Source organism: Pseudomonas sp. F9001 (genome assembly GCF_013385435.1).
Taxonomy (GTDB): domain Bacteria; phylum Pseudomonadota; class Gammaproteobacteria; order Pseudomonadales; family Pseudomonadaceae; genus Aquipseudomonas.
In genome coordinates this window covers 34,808-52,245 of record NZ_JACAPX010000003.1, presented here as the reverse complement: position 1 = coordinate 52,245, position 17,438 = coordinate 34,808, and the positions used below count along the sequence as shown (strand labels likewise).

Annotated in this window: 20 protein-coding genes; 11 read left to right on the top strand and 9 right to left on the bottom strand. The window is 62.2% G+C overall.

The window, feature by feature from the left end; genetic code table 11:
- The first annotated feature begins 38 nt into the window (after positions 1 to 38).
- Positions 39 to 524 carry a GyrI-like domain-containing protein gene (locus tag HX818_RS01850; RefSeq protein ID WP_177019373.1) on the top strand — a complete coding sequence of 162 codons (486 nt, stop codon included), beginning with the start codon at positions 39 to 41 and terminating at the stop codon, positions 522 to 524.
- 46 nt (positions 525 to 570) lie between these two features.
- Here HX818_RS01850 and HX818_RS01845 read toward each other — a convergent pair whose 3' ends face one another.
- Together HX818_RS01845 and HX818_RS01840 are read right to left on the bottom strand one after the other, a co-directional pair.
- Positions 571 to 1,176, bottom strand: coding sequence for a pyridoxamine 5'-phosphate oxidase family protein (locus HX818_RS01845; protein ID WP_063027754.1), 606 nt, complete (start codon positions 1,174 to 1,176; stop codon positions 571 to 573).
- A gap of 20 nt (positions 1,177 to 1,196) precedes the next feature.
- Positions 1,197 to 1,682 carry an N-acetyltransferase gene (locus tag HX818_RS01840; RefSeq protein ID WP_177008457.1) on the bottom strand — a complete coding sequence of 162 codons (486 nt, stop codon included), beginning with the start codon at positions 1,680 to 1,682 and terminating at the stop codon, positions 1,197 to 1,199.
- A gap of 146 nt (positions 1,683 to 1,828) precedes the next feature.
- On the opposite strand from HX818_RS01840, the gene HX818_RS01835 reads away from it, so the two are divergent.
- From HX818_RS01835 to HX818_RS01820, 4 genes are read left to right on the top strand one after another with little or no spacing between them, the layout of a single operon-like run.
- On the top strand, positions 1,829 to 2,248 hold the full coding sequence (locus HX818_RS01835; RefSeq protein ID WP_003213104.1) for a nuclear transport factor 2 family protein: 420 nt from the start codon (positions 1,829 to 1,831) through the stop codon (positions 2,246 to 2,248).
- Positions 2,249 to 2,290: 42 nt separating this feature from the next.
- Positions 2,291 to 2,635 carry a YciI family protein gene (locus HX818_RS01830; protein WP_003213107.1) on the top strand — a complete coding sequence of 115 codons (345 nt, stop codon included), beginning with the start codon at positions 2,291 to 2,293 and terminating at the stop codon, positions 2,633 to 2,635.
- A 29-nt stretch (positions 2,636 to 2,664) separates the two neighbouring features.
- Positions 2,665 to 3,147 carry an SRPBCC family protein gene (locus HX818_RS01825; protein ID WP_003213108.1) on the top strand — a complete coding sequence of 161 codons (483 nt, stop codon included), beginning with the start codon at positions 2,665 to 2,667 and terminating at the stop codon, positions 3,145 to 3,147.
- A gap of 2 nt (positions 3,148 to 3,149) precedes the next feature.
- Positions 3,150 to 4,361 (top strand): RNA polymerase sigma factor, encoded by a 1,212-nt coding sequence (locus HX818_RS01820; protein ID WP_032898801.1) that lies wholly within the window; start codon positions 3,150 to 3,152, stop codon positions 4,359 to 4,361.
- Between the two features lie 138 nt (positions 4,362 to 4,499).
- Here HX818_RS01820 and HX818_RS01815 read toward each other — a convergent pair whose 3' ends face one another.
- On the bottom strand, positions 4,500 to 5,225 hold the full coding sequence (locus HX818_RS01815; RefSeq protein WP_177019372.1) for an SDR family oxidoreductase: 726 nt from the start codon (positions 5,223 to 5,225) through the stop codon (positions 4,500 to 4,502).
- 111 nt (positions 5,226 to 5,336) lie between these two features.
- Here HX818_RS01815 and HX818_RS01810 point away from each other — a divergent pair, with 111 nt between their 5' ends.
- Complete coding sequence (locus HX818_RS01810; RefSeq protein WP_003211429.1) at positions 5,337 to 6,179, top strand: LysR family transcriptional regulator; 843 nt, start codon at positions 5,337 to 5,339, stop codon at positions 6,177 to 6,179.
- 137 nt (positions 6,180 to 6,316) lie between these two features.
- On the opposite strand, the gene HX818_RS01805 is transcribed toward HX818_RS01810, so the two are convergent.
- The gene (locus HX818_RS01805; protein ID WP_102369744.1) at positions 6,317 to 7,171 is read right to left on the bottom strand and encodes a LysR family transcriptional regulator; all 855 of its coding nucleotides are present in this window, start codon (positions 7,169 to 7,171) and stop codon (positions 6,317 to 6,319) included.
- A gap of 89 nt (positions 7,172 to 7,260) precedes the next feature.
- Here HX818_RS01805 and HX818_RS01800 point away from each other — a divergent pair, with 89 nt between their 5' ends.
- Positions 7,261 to 7,698, top strand: a complete 438-nt coding sequence (locus HX818_RS01800) for a multidrug/biocide efflux PACE transporter (protein ID WP_177019371.1) — start codon at positions 7,261 to 7,263, stop codon at positions 7,696 to 7,698.
- A gap of 57 nt (positions 7,699 to 7,755) precedes the next feature.
- On the opposite strand, the gene HX818_RS01795 is transcribed toward HX818_RS01800, so the two are convergent.
- Both HX818_RS01795 and HX818_RS01790 read right to left on the bottom strand, forming a co-directional pair.
- Positions 7,756 to 8,664, bottom strand: coding sequence for a LysR family transcriptional regulator (locus HX818_RS01795; RefSeq protein ID WP_003211434.1), 909 nt, complete (start codon positions 8,662 to 8,664; stop codon positions 7,756 to 7,758).
- Positions 8,665 to 8,721: 57 nt separating this feature from the next.
- Positions 8,722 to 9,480 (bottom strand): SDR family NAD(P)-dependent oxidoreductase, encoded by a 759-nt coding sequence (locus HX818_RS01790; RefSeq protein ID WP_003211435.1) that lies wholly within the window; start codon positions 9,478 to 9,480, stop codon positions 8,722 to 8,724.
- A 112-nt stretch (positions 9,481 to 9,592) separates the two neighbouring features.
- Between HX818_RS01790 and HX818_RS01785 the strand changes: the two genes are divergently transcribed.
- The gene (locus HX818_RS01785) at positions 9,593 to 10,564 is read left to right on the top strand and encodes a LysR family transcriptional regulator (RefSeq protein WP_177019370.1); all 972 of its coding nucleotides are present in this window, start codon (positions 9,593 to 9,595) and stop codon (positions 10,562 to 10,564) included.
- Here the strand turns inward: HX818_RS01785 and HX818_RS01780 are convergent.
- Positions 10,485 to 11,402, bottom strand: coding sequence for a LysR family transcriptional regulator (locus HX818_RS01780; RefSeq protein ID WP_177019369.1), 918 nt, complete (start codon positions 11,400 to 11,402; stop codon positions 10,485 to 10,487). The two genes, HX818_RS01785 and HX818_RS01780, sit on opposite strands and share 80 nt — an antisense overlap.
- A gap of 232 nt (positions 11,403 to 11,634) precedes the next feature.
- Between HX818_RS01780 and HX818_RS01775 the strand changes: the two genes are divergently transcribed.
- The 3 genes from HX818_RS01775 to HX818_RS01765 all read left to right on the top strand — a co-directional run bounded on the left by HX818_RS01775 (position 11,635) and on the right by HX818_RS01765 (position 14,426).
- Entirely contained in the window at positions 11,635 to 12,423 is a 789-nt protein-coding gene (locus HX818_RS01775) for a 5-oxoprolinase subunit PxpA (protein WP_177019368.1), read from the top strand.
- A gap of 153 nt (positions 12,424 to 12,576) precedes the next feature.
- On the top strand, positions 12,577 to 13,455 hold the full coding sequence (locus tag HX818_RS01770) for an allophanate hydrolase subunit 1 (RefSeq protein ID WP_008432967.1): 879 nt from the start codon (positions 12,577 to 12,579) through the stop codon (positions 13,453 to 13,455).
- Complete coding sequence (locus HX818_RS01765; protein ID WP_003211445.1) at positions 13,452 to 14,426, top strand: biotin-dependent carboxyltransferase family protein; 975 nt, start codon at positions 13,452 to 13,454, stop codon at positions 14,424 to 14,426. Before HX818_RS01770 ends, HX818_RS01765 begins: the two co-directional genes overlap by 4 nt.
- Positions 14,427 to 14,549: 123 nt before the next feature.
- Here HX818_RS01765 and HX818_RS01760 read toward each other — a convergent pair whose 3' ends face one another.
- Both HX818_RS01760 and HX818_RS01755 read right to left on the bottom strand, forming a co-directional pair.
- Positions 14,550 to 16,166, bottom strand: coding sequence for an inorganic phosphate transporter (locus tag HX818_RS01760; RefSeq protein WP_008432964.1), 1,617 nt, complete (start codon positions 16,164 to 16,166; stop codon positions 14,550 to 14,552).
- 216 nt (positions 16,167 to 16,382) lie between these two features.
- The gene (locus HX818_RS01755; protein WP_177019367.1) at positions 16,383 to 17,405 is read right to left on the bottom strand and encodes a transporter; all 1,023 of its coding nucleotides are present in this window, start codon (positions 17,403 to 17,405) and stop codon (positions 16,383 to 16,385) included.
- Between the last annotated feature and the right edge of the window lie 33 nt (positions 17,406 to 17,438).

The following is a 17,438-nucleotide window of genomic DNA, read 5'->3' as shown; positions in this document are numbered from 1 at the left end:
ACGCGGGTTTGTTCCCTCATAAGAAGGAGACTGTTCAGATGGATCAACAGACAAAACTGCCGTTACAGCCGCGCATGGAAGAGGGCAAGGCCCTGGTGATCGCGGGTGTGCAAGGGCGTTATTCAAAGGCCACGATTGGCGATATTCCCAAGTTGTGGGAGCTGTTCGACAGCTGCTTCAAAGAGATCAAGAAACGCGTCGGCGGCGTGACCTATGGCGTGTGCCACAACGCCAAACACGATGAATTTGACTACCTGGCCGGCGTTGAAGTACCGGCCAAGGGCGATGTACCGAGCAACTTCCAGTCGATTGAAATCCCGGCCCATCGCTATGCCGTGTTCCCGCATTTTGGCCCGGTGCAGGCGCTGGCGCAGACCTATGAACGCATCATGTTCGAATGGCTGCCGGCCTCCGGGTACAAGGTGGTCGGGGCTGATTTTGAGCGCTACAGCGCCGATTTCGATGTGGGTAAAGGCACGGGCTCCGTGGAAATCTGGATCCCCATCAACGCCGAATCCGCCTGACCGCGCCACTGGCAGGAGCGAGCACGTTCGCTCCTGCAATGGCCTCTCAATACAGCGTGGCCTTGACCCGCTCCGGCATCTCGCGGTCATAGGCTTCGGCGTCGAACGCCCCATCATTCAAGCGCTTGTGAAACGCCCCGGCGGAGGGCAGCGCCGAGCGATCCAAGTGCTTTTCCGGGTTCCAGCAATCGGAGCGCACAAAGGCTTTGGAGCAATGGAAATACGCCGCCTCTACCTGCACCAGAATCACCGAACGGGCCGCTTTGCCATTTACTGCAAAGCTCTCCAGCAACTCAGGCTCGATGGAAATCTGCGCCCGGCCATTGACCCGCAACGTCTCGCCAATGCCCGGGATGATGAACAGCAACGCTATACGCGGGTCCACCACCAGATTGCGCAGGGTGTCGAGGCGGTTATTCCCCGGCCGATCCGGAATCGCCAACGTGCGCTCGTCGATAATTCGTACAAAACCTGGCACGTCGCCACGGGGCGAACCGTCGATGCCGTCCGGGCCGGATGAACTCACCACCACCAAGGGTGACGCGCGGACCATGGCCTGGTAATCCTCGTTGAGAAACGGGATTTCCTTGCGCACGGCCCGTTCGTGGGGCAGGCCGTAGAGGGATTCGAGTTGTTCCAGGGTTGTTAGCATCTTCACCAGCTCCTTATTGTTTAAAACACCCACGCCAACCGGCGCTCATACCCAATCCGCCCCTTATACGCCTCCCCGCTGTCCACCCAGCCCTGCTGCAAATACAGCCCCATCGCCGCCACATTGTCCGTGTCCACCGACAGCTCCAGTGCCTTGATCTGCGGCCAAACCAGGCGCGCGGCGGCGGGGAGGGCTTGCAGGCAGGCTTTGCCAAACCCCAGGCCTTGCTGATGGCGATCGACTTGCAACGCATGCAGCGTGGCGCTGTGTTCATCCGCCCAATGGGGCAGGCAGGGTGGGCGTTTGAGCAGCAGGAAGGCCACGGGAATGTCGTCGGCGAGTAACGCAAAGCCTGCCACGCCGGGATTCGGATTGACCAGCAGGGTGTTCAGCGCACAGTAGATATCGCCGGAAAAACCCAGTTGTTCGGGATGCACTTCCAGGGCGTTGAGTTGCTGTTGTTGCAGGGCAGTCAACGTCTGATAGGCGACGAGGCGGGTTTCCATCGGCGTAGCATCCGAAATCCTACATAGAAGCGCGGATTCTAGCGGGTTTGCGGTAGTCGCAATTATTTTTTGCGGGACTGTCGATTGGCCCGGGGCTCAGTCGACTAAGGGTGTCTTCCGTGATTTTTCCCGCAAGGAGTATCGCCATGAGCACCGCAATCAGCAGCTTGATCGAACAATGGAAACAGGCGGTCACCGCCAAGGATGTCGAGAAAATAGTCAGCTTTTACGCAGACGATATCGTCGCGTTCGACGCCGTTAGCGCCCTGCAGTTCAAGGGCAAGGCCGCCTATCAGGCGCACTGGAAGGCGTGCATGGAGTTCTGCCCGGGCCCTGGGGTCTTTGACTTCCATGAGATGCGTATCGTCGCCGGCGATAACAGCGCCTTTGCCCACTGGCTCGCGCACTGTGGCGGCACCGGGCCCGACGGCGTACTCAAGACCTGCTGGATGCGCGTCAGCGCCGGCTACCAGCGCGTTGGCGGCGAGTGGAAAGTGGTGCATGAACATTGGTCGGCACCGTTCGACATGGAAACCGGCGCCGGTCTGTTCGACCTGAAACCTTGAGCGCCGCGAACTATAGTCAGTTGTCCGAAAACGGAGAATCCCATGAAATACCTCTGCCTGATCTATAGCAACGAACAGGTGCTGCACGATTCGCCCGACAGCCCCAAGGACCCGGAATGTTTCGCCTATGGCCAGTCCGTGCAGGCCAGCGGGCGCATGCTCGCCGCCGAACCGCTGGAGTCGGTGAGCACCGCCACCACCGTGCGCATGCGCAATGGCAAGTTGTCGATCACCGACGGGCCGTTTGCCGAAACCAAGGAGCAGCTCGCCGGGTTTTATCTGATCGAAGCCAAGGACCTGAATGAAGCGATCCAGGTGGCCGGCGGCATACCGGCCGCCCGGGTCGGCAGTGTGGAAGTGCGCCCCGTGCGTGAATTGAATCTCTGATCACAACAATAAAACCCAGGAGGTTTCCCATGAGCATTCAACCCAAACCCGCCGAATTTGAACTGTCCATCAGTCGCTTGATTGATGCCCCTCGCAGCCGCGTGTTTCGCGCCTGGACCGAGCCGGCCTTGTTGCAGCAGTGGTGGGGCCCACACGGCATGACCACTCCCGAGTGCGAAATGGACCTTTGGGTGGGTGGGCAATTTCGCACGCTGATGCGCGCGCCGGACGGCAGCGAATACCCAACCCAGGGCGTATTCCTGGAGATTACCGCCCCCAGTCGGCTGGTGTTTACCGACGCCTTCACCCCCGGCTGGATCCCTTCGGGCCAGCCATTCATGACCGCAGAAGTTACCTTTGAAGACGTCGACGGCAAAACCCTCTATACCGCCCGCGCCATGCACTGGAGCGCCGAAACCAAGCAGGCCCACGAAGCCATGGGCTTTCACGAGGGCTGGGGACAGAGCCTCGACCGGCTGGTGACGCTGGTGACCGAAGGCCTGCGCGATTGACGGTGCAGGCCCGGGTTGAAGCGGTTTATCGCAGCGAATCGCGGCGCATCCTGGCGACCCTGATTCGCTTGCTTGGCGATTTCGACCTGGCTGAAGAAGCCTTGCACGAGGCGTTCTTCGTCGCAGTCGAGCGCTGGGGGCAGGATGGTGTGCCGGATAACCCCCGGGCCTGGCTGGTCTCGACCGGGCGCTTCAAGGCCATCGACCGTTTACGTCGCCAGGCGCGTTTTACCCCGTTGTTGCAGGCGCAAGCCGATGCGCTGGAAGCGGCAGACTGGAGCGTTGAAGACGTGGAAGACGACCGCTTGCGCCTGATCTTCACCTGCTGCCACCCGGCGCTGGCGGCGGATGCCCAGGCGGCGCTGACCTTGCGTGAGATCTGCGACCTCACCACCGAGGAAATCGCCCGGGCGTTTCTCGCCACGCCCACTAGCATCGCCCAGCGCATCGTGCGGGCCAAGGGCAAGATCCGCGAAGCGAAGATCCCCTATCAGGTGCCATCCCTGGCGGAGTTGCCCGAGCGCCTGGACAGTGTGCTGCGGGTGATTTACCTGGTGTTCAACGAAGGCTATTCGGCGTCCATGGGCGCCGACCTGACCCGTGAAGACCTGACCCGCGAAGCGATTCGCCTGGGCCGTTTGCTGATGGAGTTGTTGCCGGAACCGGAAGTGATGGGCTTGCTGGCGCTGATGTTGCTCCACGAGTCCCGGCGCCCGGCACGCACCTCGGCGGGCGGCGAATTGGTGCTGCTGGATGAGCAGGAGCGTTCGCTGTGGGATGCGTCGTTGATTGCTGAAGGATGCGCCCTGGTGGAGAAATCCCTGACCACACGCCGCTTCGGGCCCTACAGCCTGCAGGCAGCGATTGCGGCGGTACACGCTGAAGCCGTGAGCGCCGATGAGACTGATTGGCCGCAGATCGTCGGGCTGTATGACGTGTTGCTTGGAGCGATGCCATCGCCGGTGATCGAGCTGAATCGCGCGGTGGCCGTTGCGATGCGCGATGGAGCGCAGGCCGGTTTGCAATTGGTGGACGGCATTCTGGCGCGGGGGGAGTTGGTGGACTATCACCTGGCGTACTCGGCGCGTGGCGAGTTTTGTCGGCGATTGGGGCGAGTGGAGGACGCGCGGCGAGCGTTTGAACGGGCGCTGGCATTGACCCAGCAAGTGCCCGAAAAGCGCTTTATCGAGCGGCGTCTGGCCGAACTCAAATAGTGCAGGTGCCGGAGATCCAAATGTGGGAGCGGGCTTGCTCGCGAATGCGGTGTGTCAGTCAACATTTCAGTGACTGATCCACCGCATTCGCGAGCAAGCCCGCTCCCACATTTGTTCGATGTTGTCTTGATGAATGAGTTACGGCTGCTGACGCGTCGCCGCCAACACGATCTCGCGAATGCACACATGCTGCGGCTGCTGGTAGGCATAGGCAATCGCCGAAGCCACATCATCGGCGCTCAGCACGGTGCCGCCCATGTCCTGTTTCCACGCCTGGTAGCCGGTCTTGATGGCTTCGTCGGTGGTGTGGCTCAGCAGTTCGGTTTCCACCGCGCCCGGCGCAATGGTGATCACACGCACATTGTGCGGCGACATTTCTTCCCGCAGGTTTTCCGAAATTCCATGCACGGCGAACTTGGTGCCTACATAGACGACGTGGTTGGGGAAGGTCTTGCGCCCGGCCACCGAGCTGACGTTGATGATGGTGCCACCCTTGCGCTCGACCATGCTGCCGGCCACTGCATGAATGCCGTTCAGCAAGCCTTTCACGTTGACGTCGAGCATCTGCTCCCACTGCGCCGGGTCCTGTTCGCTGACCGCGCCCAGCAGCATCACGCCGGCATTGTTGATCAGCGCGTCGGCCGGGCCGAATTGCGCTTCAGCTTCCTTCACCGCCGCCACCAGCGCAGCGCGGTCGGTGATGTCGACAACGCGACACAAGGTGTTCGGCAACTCCAGCGCATTCAGCCGGTCGATGCGGCGGGCCAGCAGCAACAGCGGGTGGCCGGCGGCCGACAGCAAGCGCGCGGTGGCTTCGCCAATGCCCGAACTGGCGCCGGTGATGATGATCAATGGCTTGTTCATGGTGGAACTCCTGAAATAAGAAAAACAAATAACTGAACGTGGCGCGCAGTATATTTAGCCCTCGGTTGGCTGAAAAATGCCTTATTCCTCTGTCTGTCATCGGTATTAACTATGGATGTGCGTCATCTCAAGGCGTTTCTCGCGGTATTCGAGGAACGCAATATCACCGCCGCCGCCCAGCGCCTGTTCATCAGCCAGCCGACGTTGTCGGTGACTATCAAGCAACTGGAAGAAGAACTGGGCGTGGCGCTGTTTCTGCGCCAGCCTCGTGGGGTCGAGGTCAGTGACGAGGCGCGGGTGCTGTACCCGCAAGCCCGGCGCATGGTGGCCGAGGCCGATGCGTTGAGCCGCTTGTTTCGCGGGCGCGAAAACCGCATCGCCCTGGAGCTGGGGGTGGAAGGCGATATTGCCGACAGCCAGATCGAAACCTTCCTGCGCATGGCGCACCAGGGCCTGCCGGGTTTGCTGCTGACCTTGCAGGAAGGCTGCGAAGGAGAGGGGCGCCTGGCGGTAGAGGAAATGTGCTGCGAGGACGAATTATTCCTGCCGCTTTGGGAAGAGTCCTACGTGATGGCACTGCCGATTGCGCACCCGATGGCGGCGGGCGGCAAGGAGCAGGCCTGGGCGCCGATCGAAGACTGGATCACCTGCCCGCAGCATGATTCCCACCAACGGCTGATGGCCTTGTACGGCCGCTCGCCCCAGGCGGTGGCCGGGCATGCCGGTTCGTTGACCCAGGCATTGCACATGGTGGCGGCCGGTGTCGGCGTGGCGATGTTGCCGCAGTCGCTGGCGGCGGAACGGGCCGGAGTGGTGATTCGCCCCTGGCACCTGCCGGCACCCACGCGCCGGGTGGGCTTGTGCTTTGCCGCCCAGGCCCTGGAGTTGCCGGCGTTGCGGGCCTTGCATGAGTATTTCCAGAACAACCGCCCGCCGCAGATTGAAGCCGCCTGACGGCGCCTTTGAATTCACCGCAAATTCAATGTAGGAGCTGGCTTGCCTGCGATAGCGGTGGTAACTGACACACCGCTATCGCAGGCAAGCCAGCTCCCACATTTGATCTTCATTGTTGCGAATAGTGTGTTCCGCCGTTATTCCAGCATCTTGCCCAGCAGCCAACTGCCGGCCGGGCCGGGCGGATGCTGGCGTGACCACAACGCGTCCACCGCCACCGAGCGCGGCCAGCCCCGGGCCTTGATTTCACACAGGTGGTCGCCGCCAAACCGCTCCACCAGCCAGCGCGGCAGCGGTGCCCAGCCAAAACCCAGCTGCGCCATTTCCATCAGCATCAGGTAACTGGGCGCTGACCACACTCGGCCCAGGCCGCGGGTTTCATTCGGGTTGATGATGCTCGCCAGGCGCAGTTCGCGGTGTTGTTCCAGGGTGTGCTGGTCGATGTCCGCAAGGTTCGCCAGCGGATGTCTGGGTGAGACAAACAGCGCGATTTCCGTGCGCTCTTCCACGGTGGTGCTGGTGAGGTCCGGCGGGTAAACCTCCTGCATCTCGATAAACGCAATCTGCGCCCGGCCACTTTGCACCAGGGCGATCAAGTCCTCGCATTCGGCGATCAGGCATTCCAGCTCCAGGTCCGGGTAGCGCTGCTCGAAGGCGCTGAGGGCGGTTTCGAAACGGTCCGACTGGTACGTATCGGACATCGCGATACTCAGCTTCGGCTCCAACCCCTGGGATAACTGACTGGCCGCCAACTCCAGGCGGCTGCTGGCTTCCAACACCTGCTCGGCGCGTTGCAGCAGCACATGCCCGGCCGGGGTCAGCGTCGGCTTGCGGCTGCTGCGATCAAACAGCACCACATCCAGGTCAATCTCCAGGCTGGCCACCGCCGCGCTGACGGTGGACTGGCTCTTGCCCAACTTGCGCGCCGCCGCTGAAAACGAACCGTGGGTCGCCGCCTGCACAAACGCCTGAAGCACTTCGTGGGATGCCATGACTATCGCCTTGATCGATGGTTACTGGTTATGAAGTATCGAGTCAAAGGGTAATGATGGCAACCATCGTCACTCACGGAGAACGGGTCATGACACCCACCAAGTCGATTACTGAACGCGTTTGGCAGGCCATTGGTTTTGAAGGATTGGCCTTGTTGATCTGTACACCGCTGCTGGCGTGGATCATGGATAAACCGGCCCTGGAGATGGGCGTCGTGACCTTGGCCATCAGCCTTATGGCACTGGCCTGGAACGTGATTTTCAACGGCCTGTTCGACCGTCTCAAGGCGCGCCTGCAACTGTCCGGCGGGGTGTGGACCCGCGTGGTGCATGCGTTGATGTTTGAAGGCGGCCTGGTGGCGATCTGTGTGCCGTTGATTGCCTGGTGGCTGAACATCAGCCTGATGCAGGCGTTTATCCTCGACATTGGCGTGTTGTTGTTTTTCCTGCCGTACACCTATGTGTATCACTGGGCGTATGACGCCGCGCGGGAGCGGATTATGCAGAAACGGATGCGCACCGCGTAGGAGTCCGGCTTGCCGGCGATGGCGATTTTGGATACGTCATCGCCGGCAAGCCAGCTCCTACAGGGGTTGTAGGGCGGCCACAAAATCGAGGAATGCCCGCACCTTGGCCGCCGGCAAATGCCGCGACGGGTAGAAGGCATACAACGGGAAGCGCTCGTCGGGCCAGTCGGGAAACAACTCGATCAACGCGCCGGATTTCAGCGCCGGTGCCAGCCCAAGGTCGAGCATTTGCGCCACTGCATGGCCGTGTTCGCACACGCTGTACAAGGTCCCGGCATCGTTGACCACCAGCCGCCCGCTGGTGGCGATGTTGACCTGCTCGCCCGGCCGGTGGAATTCCCAGCCAAACGGCCGGCCGGTCTGGGAGTCGCGAAAGTCGATGCACACGTGCTGGCCGTCTTCCAGGTCCTTGGGGTGTGAAGGGCGACCATGCCGCTCGAGATAAGCTGGCGAGGCCAACGTCAGCACCCGCACTTCCATCAGCTTGCGGGCGATCAACGAGGACGATTGCGGAATGCCAAAACGGATGGCCAAATCAAAGCCATCCGCCACCAGGTCCCCGAGTTGATCCCGCGTGTGCAGGTCCAACTGCAACTGCGGGTACTGACTCATGAATTCACCCAGCACCGGCCCCAGCACCAGCCGCGAAAAGTACGGGTCGATGTTCACCCGCAACCGCCCGCGCACCGTCAGGGCGCTGTCGGCCGCCGAGCTGGCGGCTTCTTCCAGGCCGGCCAGCAGCGGGGCGATTTCCTGGTAGAAACGCCGACCTTCGTCGGTCAATTGCACCGAGCGGGTAGTGCGGTCGAACAGGCGGATTCCCAGGCGTTTTTCCAGCCGCGAAATAGCCCGGCTGACCCCCGAAGGCGTCATCTCCAGGCTGTCGGCGGCGCGGGCGAAACTGCCGCTGTCGACCACGGCGGCCAGTACGCCCATGCCGCCGGCCAGTCCAGGATCAAAACTCATGGGTGATTGCCTGTCAGGTATCCGAAAGCATTGATGCTAGCGGAGAATCCGAGCGCGTTACAGAAACATCCCGCCCGAGGCCTCGACCCGTTGCCCGGTGATCCAGTTGCTGCCGTCGGCCAGCAGGGTGGAAATCGCCCCGCCGATATCATCCGGCAAGCCTGCGCGACCGAGGGCGGTGTTGTTGGCGACCATCGCGTTCACGTCCGGATTGTCGCGCACCACGCCGCCGCTGAAGTCGGTGGCAATCGCGCCGGGGGCCAGGGTGTTGACGGTGATGCCACGGGCACCCAGTTCCTTGGCCTGGTAGCGGGTCAGCACTTCCACCGCGCCTTTCATCGAGGCGTAGGCCGAATAACCCGGCAGGCTGAAGCGCGCCAGGCCGCTGGAGATATTGATGATGCGGCCACCGTCACTGATCAGCGGCAGCAGTTTCTGGGTCAGGAAAAACGGGCCCTTGAAGTGGATCGCCACCAGTTGGTCGAACTGCGCTTCGGTGGTGTCGGCGAAGCTGGCGTGGGCGCCGATCCCGGCGTTGTTGATCAGGAAGTTGAAGTGCGCCTGGCCGAACACGTCCTTCAATACCGAGCCGACCTGGGCGGTGAACGCCTCGAAGGTGGAACTCTGGCTGACGTCCAGTTGCAGCATGGCCGCCTTGCCGCCAAGCGCTTCGACTTGGGCGACCACGGCCTGGGCTTCGTCCGCTGCGCTGTTGTAGGTACCGATAATGTCGACGCCTTGTGCCGCCAGGTGCAGCGCAGCGCTTTTGCCCAGGCCGCGGCTGGCGCCGGTGATGAGTGCGATTTTACGGGTCATGGTGAAGTCCTCGGGGCGTGTGATGGTTCGTGGGACTGAGTGTATTTGTCCGGCCATAACGTGATAAACAGAGCTATGCCGGAATCACTGGCCGGATAAGGCGAACAATCCCATGAACAAACTAGAGTTGCTGCGTACCTTCGTGCGCGTCACCGAACTGTCGAGTTTCACCCAGGCGGGCGAGAGCCTGGGCTTGCCGCGCTCCACGGTTTCCGAGCATGTGCAGGCGCTGGAAGAGTTGCTGGGCGCGCGCCTGTTGCAGCGCACCACGCGCAAGGTCCAGGCGACCCAGGACGGGCGCGTGCTGTATGAGCGCAGCAAGGATTTGCTGTCGCACATGGAAGAGCTGGAAGGCTTGTTTCGCCAGGATGAAGCGCAGCTGGCGGGGCGCATTCGGGTGGACATGCCCAATGTCATGGCCCGGGAATTGATCCTGCCGCGCCTGCCCGAGTTCATGGACCTGCACCCGCTGATCGAGCTGGAAATCAGCAGCACCGACCGCCAGGTTGATTTGCTGGCGGAAGGTTTCGACTGCGTCTTGCGCGTCGGTGCGCAGCCGGACCAGTCGGTGGTAGCCCGCTTGTTGTGCAGCATGCCGATGATCAACTGCGCCAGTGCTGCGTACCTGAAGCGTTACGGCGTACCCAGGACGCTCGCTGATTTGGCTCACCATCAACTGGTGCATTACGTACGCCCGCTGGGCTCACGTTCCCCAGGGTTTGAATACGTACAAGGCAACAAGGTGCAGCGGATTCCCATGGCCGGGCGCGTCACGGTCAACAGCACCGACGCTTACCGGGCGGCGTGCATCGGTGGCTTTGGCCTGACCCAGGTGCCCGCCCTGGGCATTCACGATCAACTGGCCAGCGGCGAGTTGGTGGCGGTGCTGCCGGACTATCCGGCGCCGGCACTGGACGTGTCCCTGCTGTACGCCGGCCAACGGCATTTGCCGCTGCGGGTGCGGGTGTTCATGGATTGGCTGGCCGCCACCTTGCAGGCTGCTTTCAACGCCGGGCAGACAACTGCTGCGGCGCCAGGAATGCATCATGGAAGTAATCCCGAAACGCCTGCATCGCCGGCGTGAAATCGCGCTCGCGGTGCCAGGCCAGGCCGACGCTCATGGGCGTGACCTTGTCGGTGACGCTCACGGTTTCGATGCGTTTGCCTTCCAGTGACCACGGGCGATGCACCAGGTCTGACAAGATCGCCACGCCGCTGCCGTTGGCGACCATGCTGCGCACTGCCTCCACCGAACTGGTGCGCAGCCGCACCGTGGGGGTTTGCCCGGCCTGTTCCCAGTAGCGCATGGCGCTTTGTTCGGCTTCGTCGACGGTGAGGAAAATGTACGGCTCCCTGGCCACATCGGCGAGGCTCACGGCGGGGCGTTCGCACAACGGGTGATGGCTGGGCAGCCACAGGCGGCGTTCGGAGTTGAAGAGGATTTCCGAGACGATATCCGCGTGGGTAAGGTTGGCGGTGAGCACCACAGCCATGTCGAACTGGCCGTTGAGCAGGCCGTGTTCGATGGCCTGGCGTTCCTGTTCGAAGACCTCGATGGTCACGTCCGGGTGCCAGTGTTCCATGCGCTGCAAGTGGTGCGGCAGGAAGTAACCGAGCACGGTGTAGCTGGCGGCCACCCGCAATACGCCGCTGGCGCGGTAGTCCGGCAGCGGGCTGTTCAGGGCATCGTCGACGCTGCGCACAATCACATACGCCCGGTTGAGGAAATGCCGCCCGGCGTCGGTCAGGCTCATGCCCTGGGCCGAGCGCACGAATAGCTGCGCGCCGAGCATCGCTTCCAGCTCCTTGATCGCGGTGGTCACCGCCGATTGGGAGATGTTCAGGTGAATCGCCGCCTGGGAGATCTGGCCGATTTCGGCGGTGGCGACGAAGTAGCGGATTTGGCGCAGGGTCAGGGACATTGGTTTCTCCGCTCGTTCCCACGCTCTGCGTGGGAATGCATCCTGTGACGCTCCGCGTCACGATTTCAAGGGCGGACGCAGAGCGTCCAGGGCGGCATTCCCACGCGGAGCGTGGGAACGATCAGTATCGGGTATCTGATTTTCAGAAGATGGGCCATCTGATAATAGATCTTCCCAAGGGGTCAAGGGGCAGCCTAATTTCCATCGCAAGAACTTCAACGGAGCGACCCCGATGCAGGCAGTGGATTTCAATTCGGACATGGGCGAAGGCTTCGGCCCCTGGACCATCGGCGACGGCGTCGACAGCGAACTGATGGCCTACATCAGCTCGGCCAACATCGCCACCGGCTTTCACGCCGGCGACCCGGGCACCATGCGCCGCACCGTCGAACGCGCCAAGCAGTTGGGCGTGGCGATTGGCGCGCACCCGGGTTTTCGCGACCTCGTAGGTTTCGGCCGACGCCATATCAACGCCCCGGCCCAGGAGCTGGTGGACGACATGCTCTATCAACTCGGCGCCCTGCGGGAAATCGCCCGGGTGCAGGGCCTCACGCTGCAACACATCAAGCCCCACGGCGCGCTGTATATGCACCTGGCGCGGGATGAAGAAGCGGCGCGGTTGCTCGTGGAAAACCTGCAACGGCTGGAGCCCACGCTGCTGCTGTATTGCATGCCGAATTCGGTGATCTGGCGTATCGCCAAGGAACTCGGCCAGCCGGTGGTGCGGGAGTTTTATGCCGACCGTGAGTACGATCTCACTGGCTCCATCGTGTTTACCCGCAATGTGCGGGCGCTGGATCCGGCGACGGTTGCGGCGCGTGTCCTGCGTGCCTGCCAGACCGGCCTGGTGCGCACGGTTGAAGGCGAAGACCTGTTTATCGAATTCGATTCCATTTGCCTGCACAGCGACACCCCCGGCGCCCTTGAACTGGTGGAAGCGACGCGTGAAGCGCTGGACCAGGCGGGGATTGTTGTGGCGAGCGGGCTTGCCCCGCGTTGGGCTGCGCAGCAGCCCCTATAAGCTCACGGAGTTTCCCCGGGCAGCATTCAAGGTCAGGTTTTGGGGCTGCTACGCAGCCCAACGGGGGACAAGCCCCCTCGCCACAATGACTACCTCTGCCAACACTCATGATTTTTTGCCTGCCTTTCTACAATGATTCCAAGAGGAACAGACATGGCTGAATCTTCCCCGATCCGCTACAGCTTTGGCGGTGATGAACACCTGTTTGCCGAGGTCAGCGAGAGCATGTCCCTGGAGGCTTTCTTCAAGGGCATGGCCGTCACCCGTGCGGTGGAACGCCTGGCCCTGGACGGTGTGCTGGACGTCTGCCTGGCAAATGCCTCGTTCCAGATTCGTTTCGACCCGGACCGCATCGCGCCCCACGTGCTGCTCGACGCGGTACAAAGCGCCGAAGCCCAGGCCGTGGCCGAACGCACCTTGCACACCCGCATCATCGAAATCCCGGTGCTGTACAACGACCCCTGGACCCATGAAACCCTGATGCGCTTTCGCGACCGTCATCAGGACCCGACCGGTACCGACCTGGAATACGCAGCGCGGATCAACGGCCTGGCGGATGTGGACGCGTTTATCGCGGCCCACAGTGGCGCGCCGTGGTTTGTCTCGATGGTGGGGTTTGTGGCGGGCTTGCCGTTCATGTTCCAGATGGTGGAACGCGAGCGGCAGTTGCAGGTGCCCAAGTACCTGCGCCCACGCACCGACACGCCGAAATTGACCCTCGGCCACGGCGGCTGCTTCGGCTGTATCTATTCGGTACGCGGCGCCGGCGGTTACCAGATGTTCGGCGTCACCCCGGCGCCGATCTACGACCCGCAACAGCAACTGGCTTACCTGAAAGAGCACATGGTGTTCTTCCGCCCCGGCGACATCGTGCAGTTCAAACCCATGGACCGCGACGCCTATGACCTGGCCGTGGCAGAAGTGGACGCAGGGCGCTTCGACCTGCGCATCCGCCCGGTGGAGTTTTCCCTCGACGCCTTTCTCGCCGACCCCATCGGCTACCCGAAAACCTTGCAGGAGGCGCTGGCATGATCAAGGTACTCAAACCCGGCCTCGCCACCTCCGTGCAGGATCTTGGCCGCGAAGGTTATTACCACCTCGGCATCCCGCCATCCGGCGCCCTGGACCAATACGCGTTGAGCGCGGCCAACCACCTGGTGGGCAACCCCATCGGCGCTGCCGGGCTGGAATGCACGTTGATCGGGCCGGAGCTGGAGTTTCAGCAGGATGCCCTGGTGGCGTTGTGCGGGGCGCTGATGTCGCCGCGCCTGGACGGCGTAGTGGTGCATCAGGACACCGCGTTTGAAGTGCGGGCCGGGCAAGTGCTGCGCTTTGAATTTCCCAGGGCCGGCGCGCGGACTTACCTCGCGGTGGCTGGTGGTATTGACGTGCCGCTGGTATTGGGCAGCCGGTCCACTTACACCCTGGGTGCGTTGGGCGGGTTTCACGGGCGGCGGCTGGTGGAGGGTGATGAACTGCCCGTGGGCGAAGCCAGCGGCAAAGGCCGGGCGGGGAACAGTTTGCCCATGGCGTTGCGCCAATCGGTGGGTGGGGACGTGACCCTGCGGGTGGTGCCAGGGCTGTATTACGAGCGCCTGACGCCCGCCGCCAAGAGCAGCTTTTTTGCCGAGCCCTGGACGGTAGGGTCGGAGGCCGACCGCATCGGCTATCGCTTCAAGGGCGGCAATGCCTTGAGCTTTCAGCCACGGGAACAGCCGTTTGGCGCCGGGTCCGATCCGTCGAACATCGTCGACAGTTGCTACCCCATCGGTTCGATCCAGGTGCCGGCGGGCCTGGAGCCGATCGTGCTGCACCGGGACGCGGTGTCGGGCGGGGGCTACGCGATGATTGGCACGGTGATCAGTGCCGACCTGGATCTGATCGGGCAGATGCAACCGAACCAGCGGGCGGGGTTTGTGGCGGTGACGCTGGAGGAAGCGTTGGAGGCGCGGCGGGTGTACAAGAAGCGGTTGAAGCTGATGGGTGGGTTGTTTAGCACCTGAACTCACCACTGAACCCAATGTGGGAGCGGGCTTGCTCGCGAAAGCGGAGTGTCAGTCAATAAGTCTGTGACTGAGCCACCGCATTCGCGAGCAAGCCCGCTCCCACATTTTTATCGGGTTGTGTCAGAACAATTGGGTGAATAGCCAGTACAGGCTACCCGATAACAGAATCGCCGCCGGTAACGTCAGCACCCAGGCCATCAGCAAGTTGCGGATGGTCTTCATCTGCAAGCCACCGCCGTTCGCCACCATGGTCCCGGCCACACCCGACGACAACACATGGGTGGTGGACACCGGCAAGCCATACATGTCTGCCGCGCCGATGGTCAGCATCGCCACCATCTCGGCGGATGCGCCCTGGGCGTAGGTCAGGTGGGTCTTGCCGATCTTCTCGCCCACGGTCACCACGATACGTTTCCAGCCGACCATGGTGCCGAGCCCGAGGGCGATGGCCACGGCGATCTTGACCCACAGCGGGATAAACCGTGTGGCGTTGTCGATCTGTTGCTTGAACAGTTGCAGCTTGTTCTGGGTGTCGGCATCGAAGTTGCCGACCTTGCCCTTGTCCATCAGGCGGATGGTTTCGCTGGTCAGGTACATGTCGTTACGCACGTTGCCCACGGCCTCGGCCGGAACGGCGGCGAGGGAGCCGTAGCTCTTCACTTCCTCACCGATATGCCCGGTGATGGCCGCCAGGGCGGGCACCAGTTCCGGGGTGGCTTCCTTGGTGCGTACGTAGGTCGACAAGGTGCCGCGAGAGTCGGCGGGGGCCAGTTGCGGCGCCGCTTTTACCAGGGCGGCCTGGGTGACTTCGGCCACCGCGGCAAACTGCAACGACTCACCGGCCGGCATGGTGCGGTTCAACGCGTAGGCCATCGGCAGGGTGCCCACCAGGATCAACATGATCAGGCCCATGCCCTTCTGGCCATCGTTGGAGCCATGGGCGAACGACACACCGGTGCAGGTGGCGATCAGCATGCCGCGAATCCACCAAGGCGGCGGGGTATCGCCTTTTGGCGCTTTGTACAGCGAGCGATTTTTCACGAAGGCCCGCAGCGCCAGCAACAGCAGGGCGGCGAAGGCGAAGCCGATCAGCGGCGACAGCAGCAACGCATAACCGATCTTGATCGCCTGGCCCCAGTCCACACCGCTGGTGCCGTCGCGGCCATGCATCAGGGCGTTGGCCACGCCCACGCCGATGATCGAGCCGATCAAGGTGTGGGACGACGACGCCGGCAACCCCAGCCACCAGGTGCCGAGGTTCCACAGGATCGCGGCGATCAACAGCGCGAAGATCATCGCAAAGCCGGCGGAGGAGCCGACCTGCAAAATCAGCTCTACCGGCAGCAGGGCGATGATGCCGAACGCCACCGCGCCGCTGGATAGCAGCACGCCGAGGAAGTTGAAAAAGCCCGACCACACCACCGCGAAATGCGGTGGCAATGAGTTGGTGTAAATCACCGTGGCCACCGCGTTGGCGGTGTCGTGGAAGCCGTTGACGAACTCGAAGCCCAGGGCGATCAACAGCGCCACGCCCAGCAGCAGGAACGGCGTCCAGGTGGTGACCACCGTGCCCAGCTCGTGCATGTCGTGCATCAGGCTGTAGGCGGTGAACAACAGGCCCATGGCGAGTACGGCGAAGAAAATGATCACCGTCACCAGGCCCGGTTTTTTGTCCAGGCGCGGTTTGGGATCGTTGGTGACGGAGGCGGTGGAGGCGGTCAGCGAAGGGGTTGCCATGCCGGAACATCCAGTGTTGAGGGAGGATATCCGTCATGATCGTTGCAGAATGTTACAGAGATGCTGCGGTAAATCAGTGTTTAGGGAATTGAAGTTGCCGCCGGTCTATAAAACACCGCCGATAAAATGTGGGAGCTGGCTTGCCTGCGATAGCGGTGATCAGTCACCACCGCTATCGCAGGCAAGCCAGCTCCCACACTTGATCGCATTTCAAATTCAATAATCCTTGCGCTTGCGAAACGCCCAGCGTCCGGCAATCAGGGTGAATGTCGCCACCAGCGCCACCAGAATCCAGAAGCCTTCCGGGTCTGTGGAGAGCGGCACGCCACCAACGTTCATGCCAAAAAAACCGGCAATGATGTTGATCGGCAACGCCAGCACCGTGACCACGGTCAGGGTGAACAACGTGCGGTTGCTCTGTTCGTTGAGGTTGGCGGCGATCTCTTCCTGCAGCAGCTTGATGCGCTCACCCAACGCCATCAGGTCGTTGATGATCAGCGCAAACTCCTCGGTGGATTTGCGCAGCTCTTTCACGTCTTCCTTCTGCAGCCACTGGGGCGGGCGATTGAGCAGTCGCAGCAACGAGCCCGGCTCCAGCGCCAGCAACCGTTGCAGGCGCACCAGCACCCGGCGCGCGGCACCCAGTTCGGCGCGGTTGGTGGACAGGCGTGACGACAGCAACTGGTCCTCGATCTGGTCGACGCTGAGGCTGGTCTTGCGCACGATCTGTGTCAGCACCTCGCCCTGGTCCCGCAGCAAATGCACCAGCAGTTCCAGCGGCGAGCGAAAGTGTTCACCGGCCTTCACCGACGAGCGCAACTTGTCCACCGAATGCAGCGGTTGCAGGCGCGCGCTGATCAGCAGCCGGCTGCGGGCGCACACCCATAGGGTGGAAATGTCTGAAGACACCATGCTGCTGAAGTTGAACACCACTTCGTTGACCACCGCCAGCAAGGCCGAGTCCACGTGTTCGATGCGGGTGGAGCGTGAGCCTTCGTGCAAGGCTTCGAAGAATTCTTCCGGCAGGTTCAGGTGCGCCTGCATCCAGCGCTCGCACGCGGCGTGGGCCAGGTTCAAATGCAGCCAGAGGAATTCGTCGGGGTCACCGGGTTGCTGCAAGGCCGCAAGGGCAGTGGCTGAATCAATCTGTTCGCCCTTTTCACCGGGGCGGAAACGAAAACCGTAGAGCAAGCCAAACAGGTCTGAGTCCTGGTGGCTGTGGTCGATGCTGTGGTTCATGGAGGCTCGCAGGGAAAGTGCCTGTAGGAAATT